Annotated in this window: 24 protein-coding genes; 16 read left to right on the top strand and 8 right to left on the bottom strand. The window is 73.0% G+C overall.

Annotated elements, in window-relative coordinates:
• The first annotated feature begins 7 nt into the window (after positions 1 to 7).
• Genes ACFFJG_RS06380 through ACFFJG_RS06370 form a run of 3 tightly spaced genes read left to right on the top strand, consistent with a single transcriptional unit; the run spans position 8 to position 1,565 of the window.
• Positions 8 to 595: a TetR/AcrR family transcriptional regulator gene (locus tag ACFFJG_RS06380; RefSeq protein WP_378517763.1), complete on the top strand. Its 588-nt coding sequence runs from the start codon at positions 8 to 10 to the stop codon at positions 593 to 595.
• Positions 592 to 1,242, top strand: coding sequence for a VC0807 family protein (locus ACFFJG_RS06375; RefSeq protein WP_378517762.1), 651 nt, complete (start codon positions 592 to 594; stop codon positions 1,240 to 1,242). The genes ACFFJG_RS06380 and ACFFJG_RS06375 overlap by 4 nt, the downstream gene beginning before the upstream one ends.
• A 41-nt stretch (positions 1,243 to 1,283) precedes the next feature.
• Positions 1,284 to 1,565, top strand: coding sequence for an excalibur calcium-binding domain-containing protein (locus ACFFJG_RS06370; protein WP_378517761.1), 282 nt, complete (start codon positions 1,284 to 1,286; stop codon positions 1,563 to 1,565).
• Positions 1,566 to 1,572: 7 nt separating this feature from the next.
• On the opposite strand, the gene ACFFJG_RS06365 is transcribed toward ACFFJG_RS06370, so the two are convergent.
• The gene (locus ACFFJG_RS06365; RefSeq protein ID WP_378517760.1) at positions 1,573 to 2,214 is read right to left on the bottom strand and encodes a nucleoside/nucleotide kinase family protein; all 642 of its coding nucleotides are present in this window, start codon (positions 2,212 to 2,214) and stop codon (positions 1,573 to 1,575) included.
• 68 nt (positions 2,215 to 2,282) lie between these two features.
• Between ACFFJG_RS06365 and ACFFJG_RS06360 the strand changes: the two genes are divergently transcribed.
• The 4 genes from ACFFJG_RS06360 (at position 2,283) to ACFFJG_RS06345 (ending at position 4,095) form a co-directional block, all read left to right on the top strand.
• Positions 2,283 to 2,504, top strand: a complete 222-nt coding sequence (locus ACFFJG_RS06360; protein WP_378517759.1) for a hypothetical protein — start codon at positions 2,283 to 2,285, stop codon at positions 2,502 to 2,504.
• Between the two features lie 78 nt (positions 2,505 to 2,582).
• Entirely contained in the window at positions 2,583 to 2,822 is a 240-nt protein-coding gene (locus ACFFJG_RS06355; RefSeq protein ID WP_378517758.1) for a hypothetical protein, read from the top strand.
• Positions 2,823 to 2,826: 4 nt separating this feature from the next.
• Positions 2,827 to 3,327 carry a mycothiol transferase gene (locus ACFFJG_RS06350; RefSeq protein ID WP_378517757.1) on the top strand — a complete coding sequence of 167 codons (501 nt, stop codon included), beginning with the start codon at positions 2,827 to 2,829 and terminating at the stop codon, positions 3,325 to 3,327.
• A gap of 30 nt (positions 3,328 to 3,357) precedes the next feature.
• A complete protein-coding gene (locus ACFFJG_RS06345; RefSeq protein ID WP_378517756.1) occupies positions 3,358 to 4,095 on the top strand; it encodes an MOSC domain-containing protein in 738 nt (245 codons plus the stop codon).
• 68 nt (positions 4,096 to 4,163) lie between these two features.
• Here ACFFJG_RS06345 and ACFFJG_RS06340 read toward each other — a convergent pair whose 3' ends face one another.
• Genes ACFFJG_RS06340 through ACFFJG_RS06325 form a run of 4 tightly spaced genes read right to left on the bottom strand, consistent with a single transcriptional unit; the run spans position 4,164 to position 6,464 of the window.
• Positions 4,164 to 4,469 carry a contact-dependent growth inhibition system immunity protein gene (locus ACFFJG_RS06340; RefSeq protein ID WP_378517755.1) on the bottom strand — a complete coding sequence of 102 codons (306 nt, stop codon included), beginning with the start codon at positions 4,467 to 4,469 and terminating at the stop codon, positions 4,164 to 4,166.
• 11 nt (positions 4,470 to 4,480) lie between these two features.
• Positions 4,481 to 5,854: an RNase A-like domain-containing protein gene (locus ACFFJG_RS06335; RefSeq protein WP_378517754.1), complete on the bottom strand. Its 1,374-nt coding sequence runs from the start codon at positions 5,852 to 5,854 to the stop codon at positions 4,481 to 4,483.
• On the bottom strand, positions 5,851 to 6,150 hold the full coding sequence (locus tag ACFFJG_RS06330) for a WXG100 family type VII secretion target (protein WP_378517753.1): 300 nt from the start codon (positions 6,148 to 6,150) through the stop codon (positions 5,851 to 5,853). Before ACFFJG_RS06330 ends, ACFFJG_RS06335 begins: the two co-directional genes overlap by 4 nt.
• Positions 6,147 to 6,464 carry a WXG100 family type VII secretion target gene (locus ACFFJG_RS06325; protein WP_378517752.1) on the bottom strand — a complete coding sequence of 106 codons (318 nt, stop codon included), beginning with the start codon at positions 6,462 to 6,464 and terminating at the stop codon, positions 6,147 to 6,149. Before ACFFJG_RS06325 ends, ACFFJG_RS06330 begins: the two co-directional genes overlap by 4 nt.
• A gap of 220 nt (positions 6,465 to 6,684) precedes the next feature.
• Here ACFFJG_RS06325 and ACFFJG_RS06320 point away from each other — a divergent pair, with 220 nt between their 5' ends.
• Complete coding sequence (locus tag ACFFJG_RS06320; RefSeq protein WP_378517751.1) at positions 6,685 to 8,289, top strand: beta-1,3-glucanase family protein; 1,605 nt, start codon at positions 6,685 to 6,687, stop codon at positions 8,287 to 8,289.
• A gap of 54 nt (positions 8,290 to 8,343) precedes the next feature.
• On the opposite strand, the gene ACFFJG_RS06315 is transcribed toward ACFFJG_RS06320, so the two are convergent.
• Both ACFFJG_RS06315 and ACFFJG_RS06310 read right to left on the bottom strand, forming a co-directional pair.
• Positions 8,344 to 8,829, bottom strand: a complete 486-nt coding sequence (locus ACFFJG_RS06315) for a TspO/MBR family protein (protein WP_378517750.1) — start codon at positions 8,827 to 8,829, stop codon at positions 8,344 to 8,346.
• A gap of 32 nt (positions 8,830 to 8,861) precedes the next feature.
• Entirely contained in the window at positions 8,862 to 10,433 is a 1,572-nt protein-coding gene (locus ACFFJG_RS06310) for a methyltransferase domain-containing protein (RefSeq protein ID WP_378517749.1), read from the bottom strand.
• 67 nt (positions 10,434 to 10,500) lie between these two features.
• Between ACFFJG_RS06310 and ACFFJG_RS06305 the strand changes: the two genes are divergently transcribed.
• From ACFFJG_RS06305 to ACFFJG_RS06290, 4 genes are read left to right on the top strand one after another with little or no spacing between them, the layout of a single operon-like run.
• Positions 10,501 to 11,061 carry a helix-turn-helix domain-containing protein gene (locus tag ACFFJG_RS06305; RefSeq protein ID WP_378517748.1) on the top strand — a complete coding sequence of 187 codons (561 nt, stop codon included), beginning with the start codon at positions 10,501 to 10,503 and terminating at the stop codon, positions 11,059 to 11,061.
• A gap of 53 nt (positions 11,062 to 11,114) precedes the next feature.
• Positions 11,115 to 11,327 carry a hypervirulence associated TUDOR domain-containing protein gene (locus tag ACFFJG_RS06300; protein WP_378517747.1) on the top strand — a complete coding sequence of 71 codons (213 nt, stop codon included), beginning with the start codon at positions 11,115 to 11,117 and terminating at the stop codon, positions 11,325 to 11,327.
• Positions 11,328 to 11,352: 25 nt separating this feature from the next.
• Positions 11,353 to 12,825 (top strand): cryptochrome/photolyase family protein, encoded by a 1,473-nt coding sequence (locus ACFFJG_RS06295; RefSeq protein WP_378517746.1) that lies wholly within the window; start codon positions 11,353 to 11,355, stop codon positions 12,823 to 12,825.
• Between the two features lie 57 nt (positions 12,826 to 12,882).
• Positions 12,883 to 13,566: an AIM24 family protein gene (locus tag ACFFJG_RS06290; RefSeq protein WP_378517745.1), complete on the top strand. Its 684-nt coding sequence runs from the start codon at positions 12,883 to 12,885 to the stop codon at positions 13,564 to 13,566.
• Between the two features lie 135 nt (positions 13,567 to 13,701).
• Here the strand turns inward: ACFFJG_RS06290 and ACFFJG_RS06285 are convergent, their stop codons facing one another.
• Positions 13,702 to 14,886, bottom strand: a complete 1,185-nt coding sequence (locus tag ACFFJG_RS06285; RefSeq protein ID WP_378517744.1) for an endonuclease — start codon at positions 14,884 to 14,886, stop codon at positions 13,702 to 13,704.
• A 270-nt stretch (positions 14,887 to 15,156) separates the two neighbouring features.
• On the opposite strand from ACFFJG_RS06285, the gene ACFFJG_RS06280 reads away from it, so the two are divergent.
• The 4 genes from ACFFJG_RS06280 to ACFFJG_RS06265 are packed head-to-tail and all read left to right on the top strand — an operon-like array spanning position 15,157 to position 19,909.
• Complete coding sequence (locus ACFFJG_RS06280) at positions 15,157 to 18,516, top strand: sensor histidine kinase (RefSeq protein ID WP_378517743.1); 3,360 nt, start codon at positions 15,157 to 15,159, stop codon at positions 18,514 to 18,516.
• Positions 18,513 to 18,950: a roadblock/LC7 domain-containing protein gene (locus tag ACFFJG_RS06275; protein ID WP_378517742.1), complete on the top strand. Its 438-nt coding sequence runs from the start codon at positions 18,513 to 18,515 to the stop codon at positions 18,948 to 18,950. The genes ACFFJG_RS06280 and ACFFJG_RS06275 overlap by 4 nt, the downstream gene beginning before the upstream one ends.
• Positions 18,951 to 18,963: 13 nt before the next feature.
• Positions 18,964 to 19,332, top strand: coding sequence for a DUF742 domain-containing protein (locus ACFFJG_RS06270; protein ID WP_378517741.1), 369 nt, complete (start codon positions 18,964 to 18,966; stop codon positions 19,330 to 19,332).
• Positions 19,313 to 19,909, top strand: coding sequence for a GTP-binding protein (locus ACFFJG_RS06265; RefSeq protein ID WP_378517740.1), 597 nt, complete (start codon positions 19,313 to 19,315; stop codon positions 19,907 to 19,909). Before ACFFJG_RS06270 ends, ACFFJG_RS06265 begins: the two co-directional genes overlap by 20 nt.
• Position 19,910 lies beyond the last annotated feature (1 nt).

Here is a 19,910-nt window from a genome sequence, read left to right as displayed (position 1 = left end):
TTTACTCGTGCAGGTAACACGATCTGCCGCGGCGCAGGCCCGCCGGGCCCAGATCCTCGACGCGACGATCGCGGTGGTCGCCGAGGAGGGCTTCGCGCGCGCCACGTTCACGCGGATCGCGGAGCGGGGCGGGCTGTCCAGCACCCGGCTGATCAGCTACCACTTCGCCGGCAAGGACGAGCTCGTCGCCGCGCTGGTCGGGCACGTCGTGGCCGGGATCGGCGCCCACGTCGGCGAGAAGGTGGGGGCGGCGACGACCGCGCGCGACCGGCTCGCGGCCTACGTCGAGGGTGTCGTGTCCTACGCCGACGCCCACCGCGCGCCGATGTCGGCCCTGCTCCGGGTGGCGATGGCGGGCGCCGGTGGCAGCGCGATGCAGGAGCCGAGCGACCTCGGCCACCTCGAGCGGATCCTGCGCGACGGCCAGGAGGCGGGGGAGATGCGCGCGTTCGACGTCACCGTGATGGCCACGACCGTCCAGCGAGCCGTCGAGGTCGTGCCCTTCCGGCTGCAGGCCGAGCCCGACCTCGACTGCACGGCGTACGCCGCCGAGCTCGTCGAGCTGTTCGACCGCGCCACGAGGGCCGACCCGTGACCCTCCTGCGGCCGGTGATCGGCATCGCCGGCTCGACCGCGCTCTACTACCTGCTGCGCCACCTCGGTGTCAGCGTGTACGTCGCGCTGGTGGTCGGTGCCGTGCTGTCCCTGCTGCCCGCGGTCGTCTCGCTCCTGCGCGGCGCCAGGCCCAGCGGGCTCGAGGCGTTCTTCACCGTGCTCCTCTTCGCCAGCTTCGCGATCTCGCTGCTCCCCGGCGACGAGCGGTTCCTGCTCGCGAAGGACGCGCTGGTCACCGGAGGTGTCGGCTTCTGGTTCCTGGCCAGCCTGCGCTGGGCCGACCGGCCGCTGGCGTACCAGTTCGCGAAGCCGATGATCGAGGGTCGCGGCGGGTGGGTCGGCGACTGGGAGCGCCGCTGGCGCGAGGACGCGTGGTTCCGCAGGATGTGGCGCACCTCGAGCGCCTGGTGGGCCGGTGGCACGTTGCTCGACGCGGTCGCGCGGGTCGTGCTGGCGTACACGCTCCCGGCCGACGTGGTGCCGGGGCTCAACCTCGCGATGTACGTCGTCACCGCCGTCGTGCTCAACGTCGTCACCACCGTCGTCTACCTGCGCGCCGGGGCGATCCGCGGGCGACGGCGAGCCGCCGGCCAGTTGACCGATTCGCAGGACACCGGCGCGCGCTGAGACCCATGCTGTCCCTCGCACATCATCCGAGGGGGAAGAACATGCGCAAGAAGCTCGTGGGCGCCATCGCCTGCACCATCGTCGGAGCGCCGGTCCTGGTGCTCGTCACGCCCGCCGACGCGGCCGTCCCGGCCCAGTGGCAGAACTGCACGGTCGTCAACAACCGCCTGCCCCACGGCGTCGGTCGCGCCAACGCGCGCGACCACACCTCCGGCACCCCGGTGACGAACTTCCGTCGCGACACCGCGCTCTACACCACGGCGATCCGCGCCAACGGCGGCCTCGACCGCGACCACGACGGGATCGCCTGCGAGAAGGCCTGACCTCAGGTCAGCCGGGACCCACGCCAGGGTCGGGGCCCAGGTCGACCACCAGGTCGGCCGCCTCCCGGGTCGCGGTGACGAGGCGCGCGTTGGCCTCGTCGCTGCGCTCGACCCACTCCCGGGCCGCGGCGGGGGACTTGCCGAACTGCTCGTGGCGCGCCACCAGGCGGGTGCGGCGCAAGCCGTCGTCCCCGTCGACGAACCACACCTCGGCCAGGTGGGGGCGTACGCGCTCCCAGCCGCCGGAGGTGAGGAGCAGGTAGTTGCCCTCGGTGACGACGAGTCGCGCGGACGGCGGGACGGCGAGGGCGGCGGCGATCGGCTGCTCGAGGTCGCGCTCGAAGCCGGGGGCGTAGAGCATCGAGGCGGGCTCGGCGTGCAGCCGGGCGAGCGCGGCGACGTACCCGGCGACGTCGAAGGTCTCCGGCGCGCCCTTGCGCCCGCGCAGGCCGAGCCGGTCCAGCTGGGCGTCGGCGAGGTGGAAGCCGTCCATCGGCAGGTGCGCGGCCTTGTCGCCGAGGGCGTCGAGCAGCGCGAGCGTGAGCGTCGACTTGCCCGCCCCCGGCGCGCCGGCGATGCCGAGCACGGCACGCCCGTGGTCCGGGACGAGCGAACGCGCGCGTGCGACGAGGTCGTCGAGCGTGCTCACGAGGGAAATCCTAGGAGAAGTGCGCGAGGACTCGTCGGATCACCGTCGAGGGGAGATGATGGAGGGCGATGACGAACTCACCGGAAACGCCCCGCAACCGCCGCAGCTCCAGCCCCTTCAAGAAGGCGCCCGAGCCAGTCATCGAGACCTTCGAGAAGGACGACCGGGTGAGCCACGACCTCTACGGCCTGGGCCGCGTGGTCAACGTCGAGGCGCAGGCCGTCAGCGTCGACTTCGGCGAGCGCGTCCTGCGGATCACCAGCCCGTACGCCAAGCTGCACCACCTGTAGGCCACTGCTCCGGTCCGTGGCGGGCCTTCCACCCGCAGGGACGTGGTGTGGCTCCGAGCCGTCACGGACGGTGGAGTCATGACGGACGAAGAGCAGCAGGCAGCCATCGAGGCCGCGCAGCGGGTGGTGGACGAGGTCAGCTCGTGGCAGTACAGCGCCGAGGAGTCGACCATCGCGATCCAGCTCGACCAGGGGTTGCGCGCCGCGGAGGTCTCCCTCCCGGCCGAAGAGCGCGAGCGGATCCTCGCCGAGATCGACGGCATGAAGGACGAGTCGTCCTCGGCCCCGCAGGTCCGCACCGCCACCCCGGCGAGCTGAGCCCGTGGACGTCCGCGGACTGCTGACCGAGGGATTCGGTCGCATCACCGAGCTGTACGACGGTGTCGCCGAGGGGCTCGACGACGAGCAGCTGCACCACCGCCCGGGCGGCACCGGCAACCCGATCGGGTGGCTGCTGTGGCACCTGGCGCGGGTGCAGGACGACCACGTCGCCGACCTCGCCGACGGCACCCAGGTCTGGGAGCGGTTCCAGGAGCGGTTCGGGCTGCCGAACGGCACCGACGACATCGGCTACGGGCACTCCAGCGAGCAGGTCGACGCGATCCGCATCGAGGACCCGACCCTGCTGGTGGAGTACCACCACGAGGTCACCCTCGCCACCGCGCGGTACCTCCAGACCGTCGACGAGGCGGAGCTCGAGCGCGAGGTGGACCAGAACTGGGACCCGCCGGTCACGGCGGGCCAACGGCTCGTGAGCATCCAGGGCGACTGCCTCCAGCACCTCGGGCAGGCGGCGTACGTCAAGGGTCTGCTGGCCGACTGACCCGCGGCGCCGCGCTGGCACGATGGGGCCATGGTCACCCTGGTCGTCCGGTCGGCAGGCTTCTCGCCGATCAAGGGCACCCGACACCTGCCGGCGCGCGTCACCCTCGACGCCGCCGGTGCGGTCGGTGACCGTCGGTGGTGCTTCGTCGACCCGCCGGGCGCGCGCGTGCTCCGGACGGTCCAGCACCCGGCGCTCATGGCGGTCGTCGCCGAGCAGTCGGGCGACGACCTCTCCCTCCTCCTGCCCGACGGCACCCGCGCGTCCGGTGCACCCGCGCCGACGGGAGAAACGTTGGTCTGCGACTACTGGGGCCGCGACGTCGGGCTCTCGCTGACCGACGGGCAGCACTCCGCGGTCGTGTCGGACTTCCTCGGGCGCCCCGTCCAGCTCGCTGCGGCACCCCGCGGCGCCGTCGTCTTCGGGTCGCCGATCACGCTGGTCGGTACGGCCTCGCTCGCGGACGTCGCTGCTCGGCTCGGACGCCCGTCGCTGGAGGCCGCTCGCTTCCGCGCGACCTTGGTGGTCGAGACGACCGAGCCCTACGTCGAGGACACCTGGCCCGGGCGCGAGGTCGCCGTGGGCTCGGCCGTCCTTCGGGTCGGCGGCCCCGTCCCGCGGTGCGCGGTGATCGACCACCACCCGGACACCGGCGTGCGCGACCTCCGGCTGCTCAAGGCCCTCGTCGAGCACCGCCCGGTCAACCGGGCGAGGGAGCCGATGTTCGGGGTGTACGCCGAGTGTGTGCGCCCCGGCGTCGTCGGCTGACGCGCGTGCGCGTGCGTGGCACGGCGGAGGAACCCAGTCGCCCGAGGGCGCCGGACGTCCCATCAGCGCTAGGCGCTCCCTCCGCCGGGCTGGCCGAGGTGCTCGTCCAGCTGGTCGCGTATCTCGCGAAGCCAGTCGCGGTAGTCCTGGTCGTGGTCGCCCGCGACGTAGTCGCAGCCCCATGCGTGGAGCATTGCCCGGAGCTCGCCCTCGGGCAGCGACTGCGAGAGCAGGGTCTCGATGTCGTCGACGCAGGACCGGACCAGCTCTGTCCGCTCACGCGTGAAGGAAGCAACGGTGTCCGCCGAGGTGCCGCCGTCGATGTCGTAGTCCTGGTGGAAGTAGGCGCCCATCAGGTACTCGAGTGCTTTCACGGTCGACCTCACTAGTTGGGGAATGCAGTCAGGATGCGCCAGCCGGACGGACAGGCATCGTCGGCGATCAGCACCACGCGGATGCCGGTCGGGTGAGAGACGACACCGTCCGATCCGACCGTGGTGCCAGTACGCACGCCCATCTCCTCGACAAGCGTCAGACGGTGCTCATTGTTGCGGAGCCAGTCCCGGATGTCGCCGCCACGGCGCCTCAGGACGTCCTCGAGCAGCCGCTCCGCGGCGTCCTGGTCGTCGAACGACGACGCGCGCCGCGGGCGACCGGTGCGACAGCGCTCCGCCAGCTCGTCCACGGTCTTGCCGACATGGCGGTCCAGAGTGTGGCCGGGCGGCACCTCGTGCCGGCGCAGCCAGCCCTTCTCCCAGCGCCCGCCCCAGGGCATCCGCACCGCGCCGCGCTCGTCGCGCACGCGGGTCCTCGAGTACCGGACCAGGCGCGTCCGGAGCCCGGCGAGGGTCTCGCGGCCGGTGCGGAGGCGGGTGGAGCAGGAGACGACGCTGACGCGCAGGGTGACGAGGAGGGCGTGGAAGCGGGGTGCGACCTGACGGATGCGGTTCATCAGGGCGCCGGCGGCGACGCCTCCGCCGAGCGGCCCGGTGATCGCGCCGACGACGGCGGAGACCGCGACGCCCTCGACGACCATCGAGGCCACCTCCTCGAGGAGGGCGCGGGTGCGCTCGTGGACGCCCTCGACCGCCGCGGCGTGGTCGTCGCAGGCGGCGCCGAGGGCTGCGAGCTCGTCGGCGGTGGCGAGCACGAGGTCGCGGACGTCGTCGAGGCAGGAGAGGGCGACCGGCACCTCGGGGGAGCGCTGGACCTCGACGAAGGCGCGGGCCGAGGCGACGTGGTCGACGAGCCCCGCCACCGACTCCGAGGCCCGGCGCCACGCGGTCGCGGCGTCGCGCAGCATCGAGACGTCCCCGCTCGGCCAGACGAAGCCCTGGACGTGGTCGAGGATCCACCGGTCGACGGCACCGAACGACGGCTCCTGCGCGCCCAGGCTCGAGGGCGGCGGTGCGGGACGGACGCGGACGAAGGTGTCGGAGGTGAGGCCGGCCGACACGGAGGCCAGCACCTGCCCGGCGGCCGACGCCTCGGCGCGCGCGTGGTGCGAGCCGGTCGCGGTGAGCAGTCGGCCGAGGCCGATGAAGGCGTGGGTGAGGTCGGCCAGCGCGGCGACGGCCTCGCGCGCCCCGGCGTCGTAGGCCCCGGCGAACTCGGCGCTCGTGCTGTCGTCGCCCGCCATCCCGGCGAGGCCGGCGAGCTTGCCGGACAGCGTGTCGCCGACGAGGGCGGCGACCTGGTTGGCGGTGCGTGCGGCGTCGGCGGCCTGCGCGAAGCCGCCGCACTCGACGGCGATCCTCATGGCGCGACGTCGCGCCAGAGGGCGAGGTTGGCCCCGACGGCGGAGGAGTAGTGCTCGTCGGCGCTGGACGCGATGCCGCGCAGCGAGGCGAGCGCCGCGACCATCGCCGCGCAGTCGTCGCGCCACGACGAGTACGACGCCTGCTGGGCGTCACAGGCCCGCCCGGCCCAGCTGCCCTGCAGCCGCAGCTGCAGCGCGTCGACGTCGGTGGCGAGTGCGAGTAGGTCGCGCTGGCACGACGCCAGCGCGGCGACGGCGGCGCGGAGCTCGGCGAGGTCGACGTCGTAGGCCGTCATCCGAGGCGCCCCGCGAGCGCGGCCGCGGACTGGCCGCGGTGGCCGTCGGTGGACAGGAGCTCGGCGCGGGCGAGGTCGAGCGCCGCGAGGGAGCGTCCGAGCGCCGCCAGCACGCCCGCCGCGCCCTCGTCCCACGCCTGCCACTGCTCCTCGAACCGGTCGGCGGCGGCACCGTGCCACGTCGCCACCAGCGCCGCGACGGTGCGGGCGGCGGCGTCCCGTCGCTCCTCCAGCTCGGCGAGGCGGGCGCCGAGGTCGTGGCGGGTGGCCGCCTGGCCGTCAGCGTCGAGGACGAGGGTTCCCGAGATGATCATGGCTCGACCCTGCCCGGTCGGACGCGGCCCGAGACAGCCCCCGACGACGATCTGTGGACAACGCCCCGGTTGCCGGGAGGGACGGTCGGACAGGCGACCGGACCACTGCCGTCACTGGTCCGCAGACCACTCAGCCGCCCGCCGCGGGCGTCCTTGACAACCGCGTGGAAGCGCTCTCAGGGTGACTGTCGTCACCTCTCTCGGGAAAGCAGGTCCACCCATGCGCACCTCTCGCACGTTGCTCTCGCTCCTGGCCGCCCTCGCGGCATGCCTGTCCCTCGCCGGACCGGTCGGTCCCGCATCCGCGGTCGGCCCTGACCGCCTGCCGTTCACGGTCACCAACCAGTCGCAGCGCGGTGAGGACGTCTTCCTCTACGTCGTCGGCGTCGACCTCGCCAGCGGCCGGCTCGGGTACGTCGACCAGGCGGGGGCGTTCTCGCCCTGGCCGGCGGGCAGCAACCCGCCGAGCCCGGCACCGGACGTGTCGATCCGCATGGGCGGCACCGGGTCGAGCACCACGCTCCACCTGCCGCGCGGCTTCTCCGGCCGCCTCTACATGTCGTTCGGCGAGCGGCTGCCGTTCCGCCTGACTCCCGACGGTCTCGTCCAGCCGGCGCCGTGGGCGCCGGGCGACCCCAGCGAGAACATCCTGTTCGACTGGAGCGAGTTCACCTACAACGACGCGGGGCTCTGGCTCAACAGCTCGCAGGTCGACATGTTCGCCGTGCCGCACGCCGTCTCGGTCACCGGCGCCGACGGCGCCACGCGGACCACCGGCCGTCTCGTCGACGACGGGCGCAACAAGGTGATCGCCGGGATCCGCAACCAGCCGGGCTGGGGCGGGCTGGTCCGCGCCCGCTCCGACGGCACCGTGCTCCGGGTCCTCGCGCCGGGCAAGGCGGCCGACGCCGGGTACTTCGACCGGAGCTACCTCGACCCCTACATCGCCAGCGCGTGGAGCGCCTACGCGTCGAGGACGCTGACGGTCGCACCCTTCGGCGACCGCCCCGACGTGCGCTACTACGGGCGTACGTCCGGCAACACGATGACGTTCACCAACGGGTCGGGGCAGCAGGTCGCCACCTTCCAGCGCCCGACCACCGGCAACGTGTGGGGCTGCGACGGGGCGCTCGGCGCACCCAACGACCAGGTCGTCGGCCCGATCGCGCGCACGCTCTGCGCCGCGCTGCACCGCTCCACGCTGGGCCGCCTCGACACGCAGCCGAGCGGCACGGCCGCCGACTTCTACCAGGGCTCGATCACCAACCACTACTCCCGGCTGGTCCACCAGGACATGGTCGACGGTCGCGCGTACGGCTTCGCCTTCGACGACGTCCAGGCGCAGGAGTCGCTGGTGCACAGCGGCGACCCGCGCTCGGCGGGCGTGACGCTCACGCCGTTCGGCGCCGGTGGCAGCACCTCGACCCCGCCGCCCTCGGGGTCGGGCAGCACGATCGTCAGCCAGCTCAGCAGCAAGTGCATCGACGTCCCGAACTGGAACTTCGCCGACGGCCAGCGGCTCATCACCTGGGACTGCGCCGGCGGCACCAACCAGCGCTGGGAGCAGGTCGGCGGCACCCTGCGCAGCCAGAACGGCATGTGCATGGACGTCGCCGGCGGCGGCACCGCCGACGGCACTCCGATCCAGATCGCGCGCTGCAGCGGCAACCCCGCCCAGCAGTTCGTGCTCAGCGGGGCCGGCGACCTGGTGAACCCCCAGGCCGACAAGTGCGTGGACATCACCGACCGCAACGCGTCCAACGGGGCCACGCTCCAGCTGTGGACGTGCGCCGGCACCTCCAACCAGAAGTGGCGCCTGGGCTGAGGCACCACCGGTCCCGTCCGCGGCGACGCGGGCGGGACCGCCGCCGGGCCCTGCTCAGTTGAGGACGACGATCCCCGCGTTGAGGGCGGTCGCGAAGCACACCCACGCGAGGTAGGGGACGAGCAGCCAGCCGGCCACCCGCGAGCGGTGCCACGACCAGCCGATCAGCAGGCCCACCGTCGCGGCCAGGAGCACGATCTCGAGCAGCGCGACCCGGTAGAGGTCGGCGGCGAAGAACAGTGGCGTCCACGCGAGGTTGAGCAGCAGCTGCACGGTCCACAGCCACATCACCCGGTCCCAGCCGCCGGCCCGCCAGAGCAGCCACCCGGCCACGCCGATGCACAGGTAGAGCACCGACCACACCGGCCCGAAGAGCCACGACGGCGGGGCGTACGGCGGCAGCTCGAGCGCACGGTACGTCGCCTGGGACCCCGCGGCCGCGATCCCGCCGATCCCCGCCACGGCCGCGACCGCGACGAGGAACGGGGTCATCGTCCACCAGGTGCGGGCGGGCGGAAGGGTGGCGTCCCGGGTGCTCATGCCCCCGAGTCTGCCCCGGCCGCCCCGACCGCTCACCCCCTGCGGTGGGCGCGCAGCGTCGCGTCGGCGATCTCGATCTCCTCGCCGGTCTCCGGGTGCGCCTGGGTGCGCGGGCGCGACTCGCAGACCTCCACCTCCCACTGCTCGTCGAGCGCGGGCAGCAGCTGGTCGGCGGTGTGCATGAAGGAGACGTGGCCGTGACGGAGGCCGGTGTGGAGGTCGCTGGGCGCGTGGCCGACCACGAGCAGCGTGCCGCCCGGCGCGACCGCGGAAGCGAGGCGGCGTACGACGTCGACCATGCCGCCGTCGGGCAGGTGCACGAAGTGCGCGGTGACCAGGTCCCACGTCTCGCCGTCGGGCTCGAAGGTGCGCACGTCGATGCGCCGGGTCTCGACGCGGTCGGCGAGGCCTGCCTCCTCGGCGTGCTCGGCGACCCGGGCGAGCGCGGCGTCGGCGAAGTCGGACGCCGTGACCTGCCAGCCCCGCTCGGCCAGCCAGAGCGCGTCGCCGCCCTCGCCGCAGCCGACGTCGAGCGCGCGGCCCGGCGCCAGGTCGGCGGCCTCGGCCGCGAGCTGGACGTTGACCTTGCCGCTCCACACGCGGTCGCCGGAGTAGCGCTCCTCCCACGCGGGCCTCTCGAACATCGACGCCCGTCGCTCGGCGACCGCGGCGGCGGCGTCCTCCGACGCGAGCTCGGCGTTGATCCACGCCCCGACACGGGTGCCGTGGGCCGCGGAGGCGACCAGGATCATCGAGACGTCCGTGATGTTGCCGGCGGCGAAGACACCCGGCACGGACGTGGCGCCGGTCGGCTCGACGGCCAGGACCGAGCCGAGGGCGACGCCGTTCATCTCGAACGGCACCGGCTCGACGCCGAGCGGGGCGAGGAAGTCGGCCCGGGCATGGGGCTTGGAGGCCACGACGATCGCGTCGCGCTCCAGGACGGTGCCGTCGGCCAGGCGCAGGCCGACGAGGGACCCGTCCTCGGACGTGACGACCTCCCGGGGCGTGCCGTGTGCGAGGCGGACGCCGATCGCGCCCATCTTCTCCACCTCCTCGTCCGGGAGCTCGACGCCGTCGTGGACCACCATGACGACGTCGTCCGACAGCTGGCGGAAGAGCAGGCCCTGGTGGCCCGCCATCGGGGTCGTGGCGAGCACGGCGATCCGCTGGTCGCGCACCTCCCAGCCGTGGCAGTAGGGGCAGTGGAGGACGTCGTGGCCCCAGCGCTCGGCCAGCCCCGGAACGTCGGGGAGCTCGTCGAGCACGCCGCCGGTGACCAGCACCCGCCGGGTGCGCACGCGACGACCGCCGTCGGTCGTGACGAGGAAGTCGCCGACCTCGCCGGACAGCCCGACGACCCGGTCGGGCAGCACCTCGACGCCGTAGTGCGCGACCTCCGCGCGACCGATCTGGAGCAGCTCGCGGGGGCCGACGCCCTCACGGCCGAGGTAGTTGTGGGCATGAGCGGCGGGGGCGTTGCGCGGCTCGCCGGCGTCGATCACCAGCACCGAGCGCCGAGAGCGACCCAGCGCCATCGCCCCGCTCAGGCCGGCTGCGCCGCCGCCGACCACCACCACGTCGTACGTCGAGTTCTCATCCATGCCGACCAGCATGCGCGCGTCCTGCCGGCTTGACAAACATTCTTGCCGCAATGGCAAACTAGACCGCATGAACGACGAGTCGGTGCTGCGCAACGTCGGTCCGCGGCTGCGCCAGCTGCGCCTGGAGCGCGAGGCCACGCTGGGCGACCTGGCCGAGGAGACGGGCATCTCGGTGAGCACGCTCTCGCGCTTGGAGTCGGGGCAGCGCAAGCCGACGCTCGAGCTGCTGCTGCCGCTGGCCCGCGCCCACCGGGTGGCCCTCGACGAGCTGGTCGACGCGCCCGAGACGGGCGACCCGCGGGTGCGCTCGAAGCCGATGGTGCGCCACGGCCGCACCTTCATCTCCCTCACCCGCCGCCCCGGTGGGCTGCAGTCGTTCAAGATGGTGATGCCGGTCGACGACGAGCCGTCGCCGACCCTGCGCACCCACGAGGGCTACGAGTGGCTCTACGTCCTGAGCGGCCGCGTGCGTCTCGTCCTCGGCACGCGCGACCTGGTGCTCGAGCCGGGCGAGGTCGCCGAGTTCGACACCCGCACCCCCCACTGGGTCGGCAACCCCGGCCCGACGCCGGCCGAGGCGCTGGCGATCTTCGGGCCACAAGGCGAGCGGATGCACGTCCGCTCCTAGGAGCCATGCCCAGGGGTGACCTCGTTGTCGGTGGCGCGTGGCAGCGTAGCCGCATGGCGATCCGCACCGGCAGCAGCGTGAAGTGGAAGTGGGGCTCCTCGTGGGCCGAGGGCACCGTGAAGGAGGTCCACCACGACGAGGTCTCCCGCACCACCAAGGGCGAGAAGGTGACCCGCAAGGGCAGCGACGACGACCCGGCCTACGTCATCGAGCAGGAGGACGGCACCACCGTCCTCAAGCTCCAGAGCGAGGTCGAGCGCGCCTGAGGCGCGCCGGCCCCCACCCGACGACATGACCACCCGCTGGCTCTTCGGCGACCAGCTCGGCCCGCACTTCACCGACGACCACCGCGGGCCGCTGCTGCTCGTCGAGTCGCGCGCGGTGTTCCGCCGGCGCCGGTTCCACCGCGCCAAGGCGCACCTGGTGCTCAGCGCCATGCGACACCGCGCCGCCGAGTTCGGCGACCGGATGACCTACGCCCGCGCCGAGACCTACAGCGAGGTGGTCCGCGGCCTCGACGACGTCGAGGTCGTGCACCCGACGTCGTACGCCGCCCTCGGGCTGGTCGAGCGGCTCGGCGTGAGCGTGCTGCCGCCGCGCGGCTTCGCCACCGCGCGCGAGGACTTCGAGCGCTGGGCCGAGGGCCGCGGCGCGAGGCGGCTGCTGATGGAGGACTTCTACCGCCGTGCCCGCCTGGCCCACGGGGTGCTCGTCGACGGCGGCGAGCCGGTCGGCGGGAAGTGGAACTTCGACCACGAGAACCGCGAGCCCCCGCCGAAGGGTGCCGCGTCGCTCGGTGTCGCCGACCCCTGGTGGCCGACCGAGGACGATGTCGATGCCGAGGTGCGCGACGACCTCGACCGCTGGGAGCGCGAGGAGGGCATCGAGACGATCGGGCGCGACGGCCCGCGGCGGTTCCCCGTCACCCGCCGCGAGGCGCTCGCCGCGCTCGACCACTTCGTCGAGCACCGGCTTCCGCACTTCGGCGCCCACGAGGACGCCATCCTCGAGGGCGACCCGTGGATGGCCCACAGCCTGGTCAGCGCACCGCTCAACCTCGGCCTGCTCGACCCGCTCGAGGTCGTCGAGCGGGCGGAGGAGGCGTACCGCTCCGGCGGCGCCCCGGTCGCGAGCGTCGAGGGGTTCGTGCGGCAGGTGATCGGCTGGCGCGACTACGTCTGGCACACCTACTGGCACCAGGGCGACGCCTACCGTCGCGAGAACGCGCTGCGCGCGAACCAGCGGATGCCACGGTGGTTCACCGACCTCGACGCCGAGGCCACCGACGCCCGGTGCCTCTCGCACACGCTCGACCAGGTCGCCGAGCACGGCTGGGTGCACCACATCCCACGCCTGATGGTGCTCGGCTCCTACGCCCTCCAGCGCGGCTGGTCGCCACAGCAGGTGACCGACTGGTTCCACCGCGCGTTCGTCGACGGCTACGACTGGGTGATGGTGCCCAACGTCGTCGGCATGTCGCAGCACGCCGACGACGGCCAGATGATGACCAAGCCCTACACCTCGGGCGGCGCCTACATCAACAAGATGTCCGACCACTGCGGCTCGTGCCGCTTCGACCCCAAGGTCCGGGTGGGGGAGGACGCCTGCCCGTTCAGCGCCGGGTACTGGTGGTTCCTCGACCGGCACCGCGAGCGGTTCGCCGGCAACCACCGGATGTCGCGTGCGGTCAACGGCCTCGACCGGCTCTCCGACCTCGCCGAGCTCGTCGCGCAGGAGGACGCGCGCGGCAACCGCGCTCCCTGACCTCACTACGCTCGCCGCGAGGGCGGCCGCCGGGGCCGCCGAGGACGAGGGGACACCATGCGCAGCGAGCTGTTCGACCAGGCCAACCAGGAGAACGCCACCACCGAGCGGTTCAGCCTCCACCACCGCAAGACCCTGCGGGCGGTGCTCGGTGAGCCGGTGCTCGCCGCCAAGGGCTCGATGGTCGCCTTCCAGGGCCAGGTCACCTTCGAGCACAAGTCGGCCGGCTCGCTCGGCAAGATGATGCGGCGGCTGGTGACGTCGGAGGACACCCCGCTGATGACGGTCGCCGGGCAGGGCGAGGTGTTCTTCGCCGACTCCGCCAAGGACGTCTTCCTCGTCGCCCTCGAGGGCGACGGCATCTCGGTCAACGGCAGCGCGCTGCTGGCGATGGACGCGACGCTCGACTACGACGTGCACCGGGTCAAGGGCGCCGGGATGATGAGCGGCGGCATGTTCAACACCCTCGTCCAGGGCCACGGCACCGTCGCGCTCACCAGCGACGGCCAGCCCCTGATCCTCGACTGCTCGCAGACCCCCACCTACGTCGACATCAACGCCGCGGTCTGCTGGTCGGCCAACCTGGTGCCGCAGGTCGTGAGCTCGATGAACATGCGCTCGATGCTGCGCGGCGGCACGGGCGAGGCGTTCCAGTACGCCTTCTCCGGCCCGGGCTTCGTGGTGGTGCAGCCCTCCGAGGGTCCGGTCGTGCCGCCCCACAGCCACGGCTCGGGCAGCTGACCCACGCCGGGCGGGCGCGCACGCGCGCCCGCCCGACGGCGTACTTCGAGGTCGAACCTGCCGCTTCGTACGCGATGTTTAGACCTCGAAGCGGCAACTTCCCCGGATATCCGGGGAATTCGAGCCCGGCGGACCTCAGTTCCAGATCGCGGAGGCCCACTCGGGGTGGTCGATGAACGGGTTCCGGTTGTGCTGCCACTGGGTGTAGATCCGGTCGTTGCGGCGCATCTCGAAGGCGTCGACCGGGTCGGCGGCGTTCCACCGGAGCAGCACGTCGACGTCACCGATGCGCGGCACGGCGCTGCCGGAGACGGTGCTGAGCTCGAGGTCGTTGAAGCCGTCGTCGCCAGAGTAGCGCACGGCCATGTAGAACAGCATCCGCGCCACGTCGCCCTTGACCGCGTCACGCGGCTCGAAGGAGTCGGCGTCGGCGAAGCAGTCGGTGCACCCCGAGACGGCCGAGCCGCCCTCGTCGAAGTCCTTGTTGCCGCGGGTGCCGTTGACGGTGACGTCCTCGGCCCGCAGGTGGTGCAGGTCGGTGCCCGGGCCGGCGCCGGTGTCGAAGCCGCCGCGCGACTGGGCGAAGACGTGCTCGCGGTTCCACTGGCCGCTGCCGCCGCCGTTGTTCGACTTCGCGATCGAGCGCCCGGTGTAGAGCTCGATGACGTTGCTGGAGTTGTTCGGGTCCTGGTCGGTGTCCTTGAGGGCGGTCCACACGGTGTCGTAGGAGACCCGCGTGTTGCCGTCGATGATGTCGTGCAGGGCGGTCTTCAGCGCCGAGCCGGTCCTGCCGATCGCCGGCGCGTAGTAGGTGGAGTCGTACGGACCGCTGCCGCTCGTGGGCGGCGGACTGGTCGGCGGGTCCGTCGGAGTGGACCCGCCGGCCAGCGCGATCGCCGTCGTGCCGGTCATGCCCGGGTGGGAGAAGTAGGCGGACAGGGCGCCGGTCACGTCGACCTGCTTGCCCATGAGCGATGGGTTCGACCTCAGGCCCCACTGCGAGCGGAGGGCGGACGGCACCTGCACGTAGAGCATGGCGGAGGTGCTGGTCTGCGAGGCGGAGTCGGCGATCGCGATCGCGTAGTCGTTGGGGAAGCCGGAGCGCACGACCGTGCTGGTCGCGGTCGGCTGGCCGACGACGTAGCCCCGCACGGTCTGGGTGCTGCCGTTCTGCTGGCCGAGGGCCTGGCTGACGGTGAGCGGGGTGGCGGCGCGCGCCGGCGAGGTGGACGGCGGGCCCACGAGGAGCGCCACGGCGAGGACGAGGGTGGTCACGAGGGCGGCCGCGAGCGACCGACCCTTCCCGAGATGGAGAGTCATGGCCGGGAGCCTGCCTCACCCGTCGCCGTGGCGGAAGGGGCGGCTGGTGACGGCCGGGTCGACGGGGGAATCGGGGGTGGTGGGACCGCTGGTGCTTCTGCGACACTTCGCTCGCTCACGGGGGAGCAGGCCGGGTCCCCATACACCCAACAGACACAGTTCTGCGAAAACGCCACGGAATGTCGCGTGACTCCTTAAGTTGAGTCTGCTCCGGTCCCCACCGGAGCCGATCGTTTCGTCGTCGAATCGCTCACGTATCGCGAGGCACACATGACTCAGGACGCAGACCAGCCACGCCAGGGTGCGGCCAGCACGGTCGCCGGCTGGCCGCTGCGCCGCAAGATGGCGCTCGCGCTGGCCATCCCGCTGCTTCTCGCCGCCGTCCTCGGCGGCCTGCGGGTGCAGAACGACTACGCCGACTCGCGCAGCGCCGCCAGCAGCGCCAAGCAGGTCACCATCATCCAGCCCGCGGTGGACTACCTGATCTCCGCCGAGAGCGCGATGGTCGCCGCGCAGTCCGACAGCGCCGCCAGCCAGGGCGACCTGATCGACGCGATCGACGACATCTCGACCAACGCCGAGACCCTGACCCAGGCGCGTGACGACGCCGACCTGACCGACCTCCAGGCCGCTCACGTCAACGCGCTGCTCGACCTCAGCCAGGGCATCCGGGGCGAGGGCGCGGAGAACCTCGGTCCCGCCACGTGGATCGCCCTGGTCCGCCAGCTCGAGTCGAGCGTCTCGCAGCTGATCACCAGCGTGAACGCCGCCCAGGAGACGCCCGAGCCGCGGCTCGAGCAGCTGTCCCAGACCATGAGCGGTCGCCTGTCGCTGGCGATGCAGCAGGGTCTCGTCGCCACCTCGCTGGCCCAGTCCGGCTCGCAGGAGCTCTTCTCGGAGATCGGCGTGGAGGCGGCCGCCATCGACCGTCTCGCCGGGTCCGTGACCGGCGCCGAGACGCAGACCGCCGAGCTGCGTACGGCGAACACCCGCCACGCCGGCCAGATCCGTGACGACTCCGCCACCAACCTGGACGGCCGCGACGCCTACGGGCCCTACGACCAGATCACCTCCCAGCTGCTCAAGGGCGTCACCGCCTCGCTCAACCAGGCGGCCTCGGACGCGCAGCGCAACGCCCTCCTCGGCGCCGCGCTGACGCTGCTGGCCCTCGCCGTCGCCGTCGTGGTCGCCCTCTACATCGCCCGATCGCTCCTCGAGCCGATCGGCAAGGTCCGCGAGGGCGCGCTCGCGGTGGCCCGCCACCGCCTGCCCGACGCCGTCGCCCGGATCCGGTCCGGCCAGGAGCCGGAGCCGATCAAGCCGATCGACGTCACCACCAACGAGGAGATCGGACAGGTCGCGCGAGCGGTCGACGACCTCCACCGCCAGGCCATCCACCTCGCCTCCGGCGAGGCCCAGCTCCGCCAGACCGTCAACGCGATGTTCGTGACGCTCTCGCGCCGCTCGAACTCCCTGGTCAACCAGCAGCTCGCGCAGATCGAGCGTCTGGAGCACGACGAGGAGGACCCCAAGCGCCTCGAGTCGCTGTTCCGCCTCGACCACCTCGCCTCGCGGATGCGCCGCACGGCCGACTCGCTGCTCATCCTGGCCGACGCCCCCAACCGCGCCGCCGGCTCCTTCAGCCTCACCATCGGTGAGGCGCTGCAGGCCGCGACCTCGGGCGTGCAGGACTACCAGCGCGTGCAGATCCTGTCGCACCTCAGCACCCGCGTGAGCGACGAGGCGGCCGCCGACCTGGTCCACCTGCTCACCGAGCTGGTCGACAACGCGCTGACCTACTCGCCGCCCTCGGAGCCCGTGCGGCTGGCGGCCAAGCCCGTCGACGGTGGCGTCTCCATCACCATCACCGACTCCGGCCTCGGCGTGCCCCCGGCCGAGCTCGAGCAGCTCAACCGCGACCTCGCGCACGGCGCCGAGGCAACCCCCGACACCGCCCGCCGCATGGGTCTGTTCGTGGTGTCCCGCCTCGCCGAGCGCCACCAGATCGTGGCCAGCCTCTCGCGCAACCCCGGCGGCGGCATGACCGCGACGGTGCACCTGCCCGCCTCCGTGCTGCCCGAGCTGCCCCAGGTGGCCGGTCAGCCGGCGCAGGGCGCGGAGTCGCTCGACTCCCCGGCCCGCAAGCCCGAGCCCGAGGCCGTCGCGGCCCCGACCGAGCCCACCAAGCGCCACGGCCGCACCCGTACCCGCGCCGAGAAGGCAGCGGAGAAGGCCGAGGCCCGCGCCGCCGAGCGCGCGGAGAAGGCCGAGGCCAGGGCGGCGGAGAAGGCTGCGAAGAAGGAGGCCGCCCGCGAGGCCGAGCTCGAGCCCGCCCCCGCGGCGCCCGCCGCTCCCGCCCCCGTTGCCGCCGCCGCGGTCGACATGCCCACCCCGACGGCCGACCGGCCGCCGCTGGAGAGCCTGCTGCCGCGCCGCGAGCCGGGCGCCAACATGCCGCGCACGGGTGCCGACGCGTTCCTCCCGCCGGAGACCTCCGGCGCGACCGGTCCGCTCTTCGGCAAGCGCTCGACGCCCGCCACGCCCGCGACCGACGCCCCGGCAGCCGGCCCGTCGGCCCCGACGCCCGCCGAGCCCGCCAGCGCCTCGGCCGCCCCGGCCGAGCCGCAGGAGAAGGTCGCCTCGGTCGTCCCGATCACGGCCCTCGCCTCGCGCCAGCGGGCCCAGGCCGAGGAGGCCCGGGCCTCCGAGCCGGTCGCCGAGCCGGTCGCCGAGCCCGTCGTCGAGGAGCCCGTCTCCGAGCCCGTCGCGGAGGAGCCGGTCGTCGAGGCGCCGGTCGTCGAGGAGCCCGTCGCCGAGGCGCCGGTCCGCACTCCCGACCCGCTCACCGACCCGCTTCCCACCGAGGCGCCCGTGGCCGAGGAGCCTGCCGGGCAGGAGCTCGTCGAGGAGCCCGTCGAGGAGCCCGTGGCCGAGGAGCCCGCCGCCCGTGCGGAGCCCGAGGTCGAGGTCGACGCCGACGACCCGCTGGGCCTCGGTACGCCGAGCCGCCCCGCCGCGCCCGTCCAGCCCGAGCCGGTCATCGAGCCCGAGCCGGAGCCGGTCGTGGTGGCCGAGCCGGAGCCCGCACCCGCCCCGTCGCCCGTCTTCACGCCCGTCGCGGCCGCCCGTGCCGAGCAGCCCGGCGACACCCTGGTCGCGGACCCCGAGCCGGAGGCCGCCCCGGCCGTCGCGCTCGCGGACCCGCTCGCCGGCGGACTGCCGACCCGTACGCCCGGTGCCGCGGCCGAGATCAACCGCGACATGCCCGGCCTGCCGCCGACCACCGAGCCGGCGCGCGCCAACGGCGACTCGCCCATCTTCAAGTCGATGCGGTCGGGCTGGCTGACCGGTGACGCCACCCAGATCCACGAGACCGAGGTCGACCGTGGCTGGGAGATCGCCGAGCACGTCGCGGAGGAGGCGCCGGCGCCCGTCGCGACTCCGGCAGGACTTCCGCGAAGGGCCCCCGGCGAGCGCCTGGTTCCCGGTAGCGTGACCCCGCCCACCGCCACCAAGACGCGCGACCCCGAGGCCATCCGGCGTCGGCTCCAGGCCCACACCGCGGGTGTCTCCCGCGGTCGACGAGCAGCCCAAAGTTCCCCCCAGCACACGGAAGCAGGCCCCGCATGAGCTACGAATCCTCCGCCGCCGCCACCAGCACCTCCGCTGGTGACGAGCGTGACCTCGACTGGGTGATGTCGCGTTTCGTCGAGGAAGTCCCCGACGCCGCGCACGCGATCCTGGTCTCCGCCGACGGCCTCCTCATGGCCTCGAGCACCAGCATCCCGGGTGAGCGCGCCGAGCAGGTCGCGGCCGTCTCCTCCGGCCTCGCCAGCCTCGCGGTCGGCGCGGCCCGCCTCTTCGAGGGCGGCTCGGTCATGCAGACCATCGTCGAGATGGAGATGGGCTTCCTGATGCTGATGAGCGTCGGTGACGGCTCCAACCTCACCGTCCTCACCACCGAGGAGGCCGACATCGGCCAGGTGGGCTACGAGATGGCCCTCCTGGTGGACCGCGTGGGACGTACCGTCGAGGCTCAGGCCCGCGTCGGTACGGGCGGCTGACCGGATCCCGGTCGTGACGCCGCCCACGGAGCCGGACGACGAGGGTTACCGCCCTCGGCTGATCCGCTCGTACACCATCACCGCCGGCAGGACGGCGACCACCGTCGACCTGCCGATGGAGGCCACGCTGCGCCTCCAGGCTGGTGCGGAGGCGCCTGTCCTCACTCCCTCAGCCGCGCAGGTTCTCGAGGTCTGCGACCGGCGATCCGTAGCCGAGGTGTCGGCGCTGACCAAGATGCCGATCGGCGTCGCCCGGGTGCTGCTGGGTGACCTGATCGAGCAGGGCCTGGTCCGGATCCAGGCCACCATCACCGAGAAGACGTCGACAGATGAGCGTCTTGAGCTCATCGAAAGGACCCTCCGTGGACTTCGAAACTACTAAGGCCCAGCGCGCGGCTGCGTCGACGAAGATCGTCATCGCCGGCGGCTTCGGCGTCGGCAAGTCGACGCTCGTCGGCGCCGTCTCGGAGATCGACCCGCTGCGCACCGAGGCGCTCGTGACCAACGAGTCCGAGGGTGTCGACGACCTCGCCGCCGTGCCGACCAAGGCCACCACCACGGTCGCCATGGACTTCGGCCGCCTGACCCTGGCCGACGACCTGGTCCTGTACCTGTTCGGCACGCCCGGCCAGCGCCGGTTCTGGTTCATGTGGGACGACCTGTGCCGCGGCGCCATCGGCGCCATCGTGCTGGTCGACGTGGCCCGCCTGGACGAGTCGTTCTCGCCGCTCGACTACTTCGAGTCGAAGGGGATCCCGTTCATCGTGGCCGTCAACGAGTTCGACGGCGTGCCGCGCTACCCCGCCGACGAGATCGCCGCCGCCCTCGCGCTGCCGCCCGAGGTCCCGATCATCAGCCTCGACGCCCGCGACCGCGAGCAGGCCAAGGGTGCGCTGGTCAAGATCACCGAATACTCCCTCATGCGACTTCGTGAGTCGCTCACCGTGAATGCGAACTGAC

Origin of the sequence: Nocardioides zeicaulis (genome assembly GCF_042432345.1) — a bacterium.
Classification (GTDB): Bacteria; Actinomycetota; Actinomycetes; order Propionibacteriales; family Nocardioidaceae; genus Nocardioides; species Nocardioides zeicaulis.
Note: the sequence above shows the minus strand (reverse complement) of the source record. Positions and strands in the feature narration are given on the sequence as shown.

What these genes read in the sequence shown, in the direction of transcription:
- ACFFJG_RS06355 (WP_378517758.1), top strand. Translation starts at nt 2,583, where the DNA reads ATGACGGACGAAGAGCAGCAGGCAGCCATCGAGGCCGCGCAGCGGGTG.
- ACFFJG_RS06275 (WP_378517742.1), top strand. Translation starts at nt 18,513, where the DNA reads ATGAGCTACGAATCCTCCGCCGCCGCCACCAGCACCTCCGCTGGTGAC.
- ACFFJG_RS06325 (WP_378517752.1), bottom strand. Translation starts at nt 6,464, where the DNA reads ATGATCATCTCGGGAACCCTCGTCCTCGACGCTGACGGCCAGGCGGCC.
- ACFFJG_RS06300 (WP_378517747.1), top strand. Translation starts at nt 11,115, where the DNA reads ATGGCGATCCGCACCGGCAGCAGCGTGAAGTGGAAGTGGGGCTCCTCG.
- ACFFJG_RS06335 (WP_378517754.1), bottom strand. Translation starts at nt 5,854, where the DNA reads ATGAGGATCGCCGTCGAGTGCGGCGGCTTCGCGCAGGCCGCCGACGCC.
- ACFFJG_RS06345 (WP_378517756.1), top strand. Translation starts at nt 3,358, where the DNA reads ATGGTCACCCTGGTCGTCCGGTCGGCAGGCTTCTCGCCGATCAAGGGC.
- ACFFJG_RS06320 (WP_378517751.1), top strand. Translation starts at nt 6,685, where the DNA reads ATGCGCACCTCTCGCACGTTGCTCTCGCTCCTGGCCGCCCTCGCGGCA.
- ACFFJG_RS06315 (WP_378517750.1), bottom strand. Translation starts at nt 8,829, where the DNA reads ATGAGCACCCGGGACGCCACCCTTCCGCCCGCCCGCACCTGGTGGACG.
- ACFFJG_RS06305 (WP_378517748.1), top strand. Translation starts at nt 10,501, where the DNA reads ATGAACGACGAGTCGGTGCTGCGCAACGTCGGTCCGCGGCTGCGCCAG.
- ACFFJG_RS06285 (WP_378517744.1), bottom strand. Translation starts at nt 14,886, where the DNA reads ATGACTCTCCATCTCGGGAAGGGTCGGTCGCTCGCGGCCGCCCTCGTG.
- ACFFJG_RS06360 (WP_378517759.1), top strand. Translation starts at nt 2,283, where the DNA reads ATGACGAACTCACCGGAAACGCCCCGCAACCGCCGCAGCTCCAGCCCC.
- ACFFJG_RS06310 (WP_378517749.1), bottom strand. Translation starts at nt 10,433, where the DNA reads ATGGATGAGAACTCGACGTACGACGTGGTGGTGGTCGGCGGCGGCGCA.
- ACFFJG_RS06330 (WP_378517753.1), bottom strand. Translation starts at nt 6,150, where the DNA reads ATGACGGCCTACGACGTCGACCTCGCCGAGCTCCGCGCCGCCGTCGCC.
- ACFFJG_RS06280 (WP_378517743.1), top strand. Translation starts at nt 15,157, where the DNA reads ATGACTCAGGACGCAGACCAGCCACGCCAGGGTGCGGCCAGCACGGTC.
- ACFFJG_RS06290 (WP_378517745.1), top strand. Translation starts at nt 12,883, where the DNA reads ATGCGCAGCGAGCTGTTCGACCAGGCCAACCAGGAGAACGCCACCACC.
- ACFFJG_RS06370 (WP_378517761.1), top strand. Translation starts at nt 1,284, where the DNA reads ATGCGCAAGAAGCTCGTGGGCGCCATCGCCTGCACCATCGTCGGAGCG.
- ACFFJG_RS06295 (WP_378517746.1), top strand. Translation starts at nt 11,353, where the DNA reads ATGACCACCCGCTGGCTCTTCGGCGACCAGCTCGGCCCGCACTTCACC.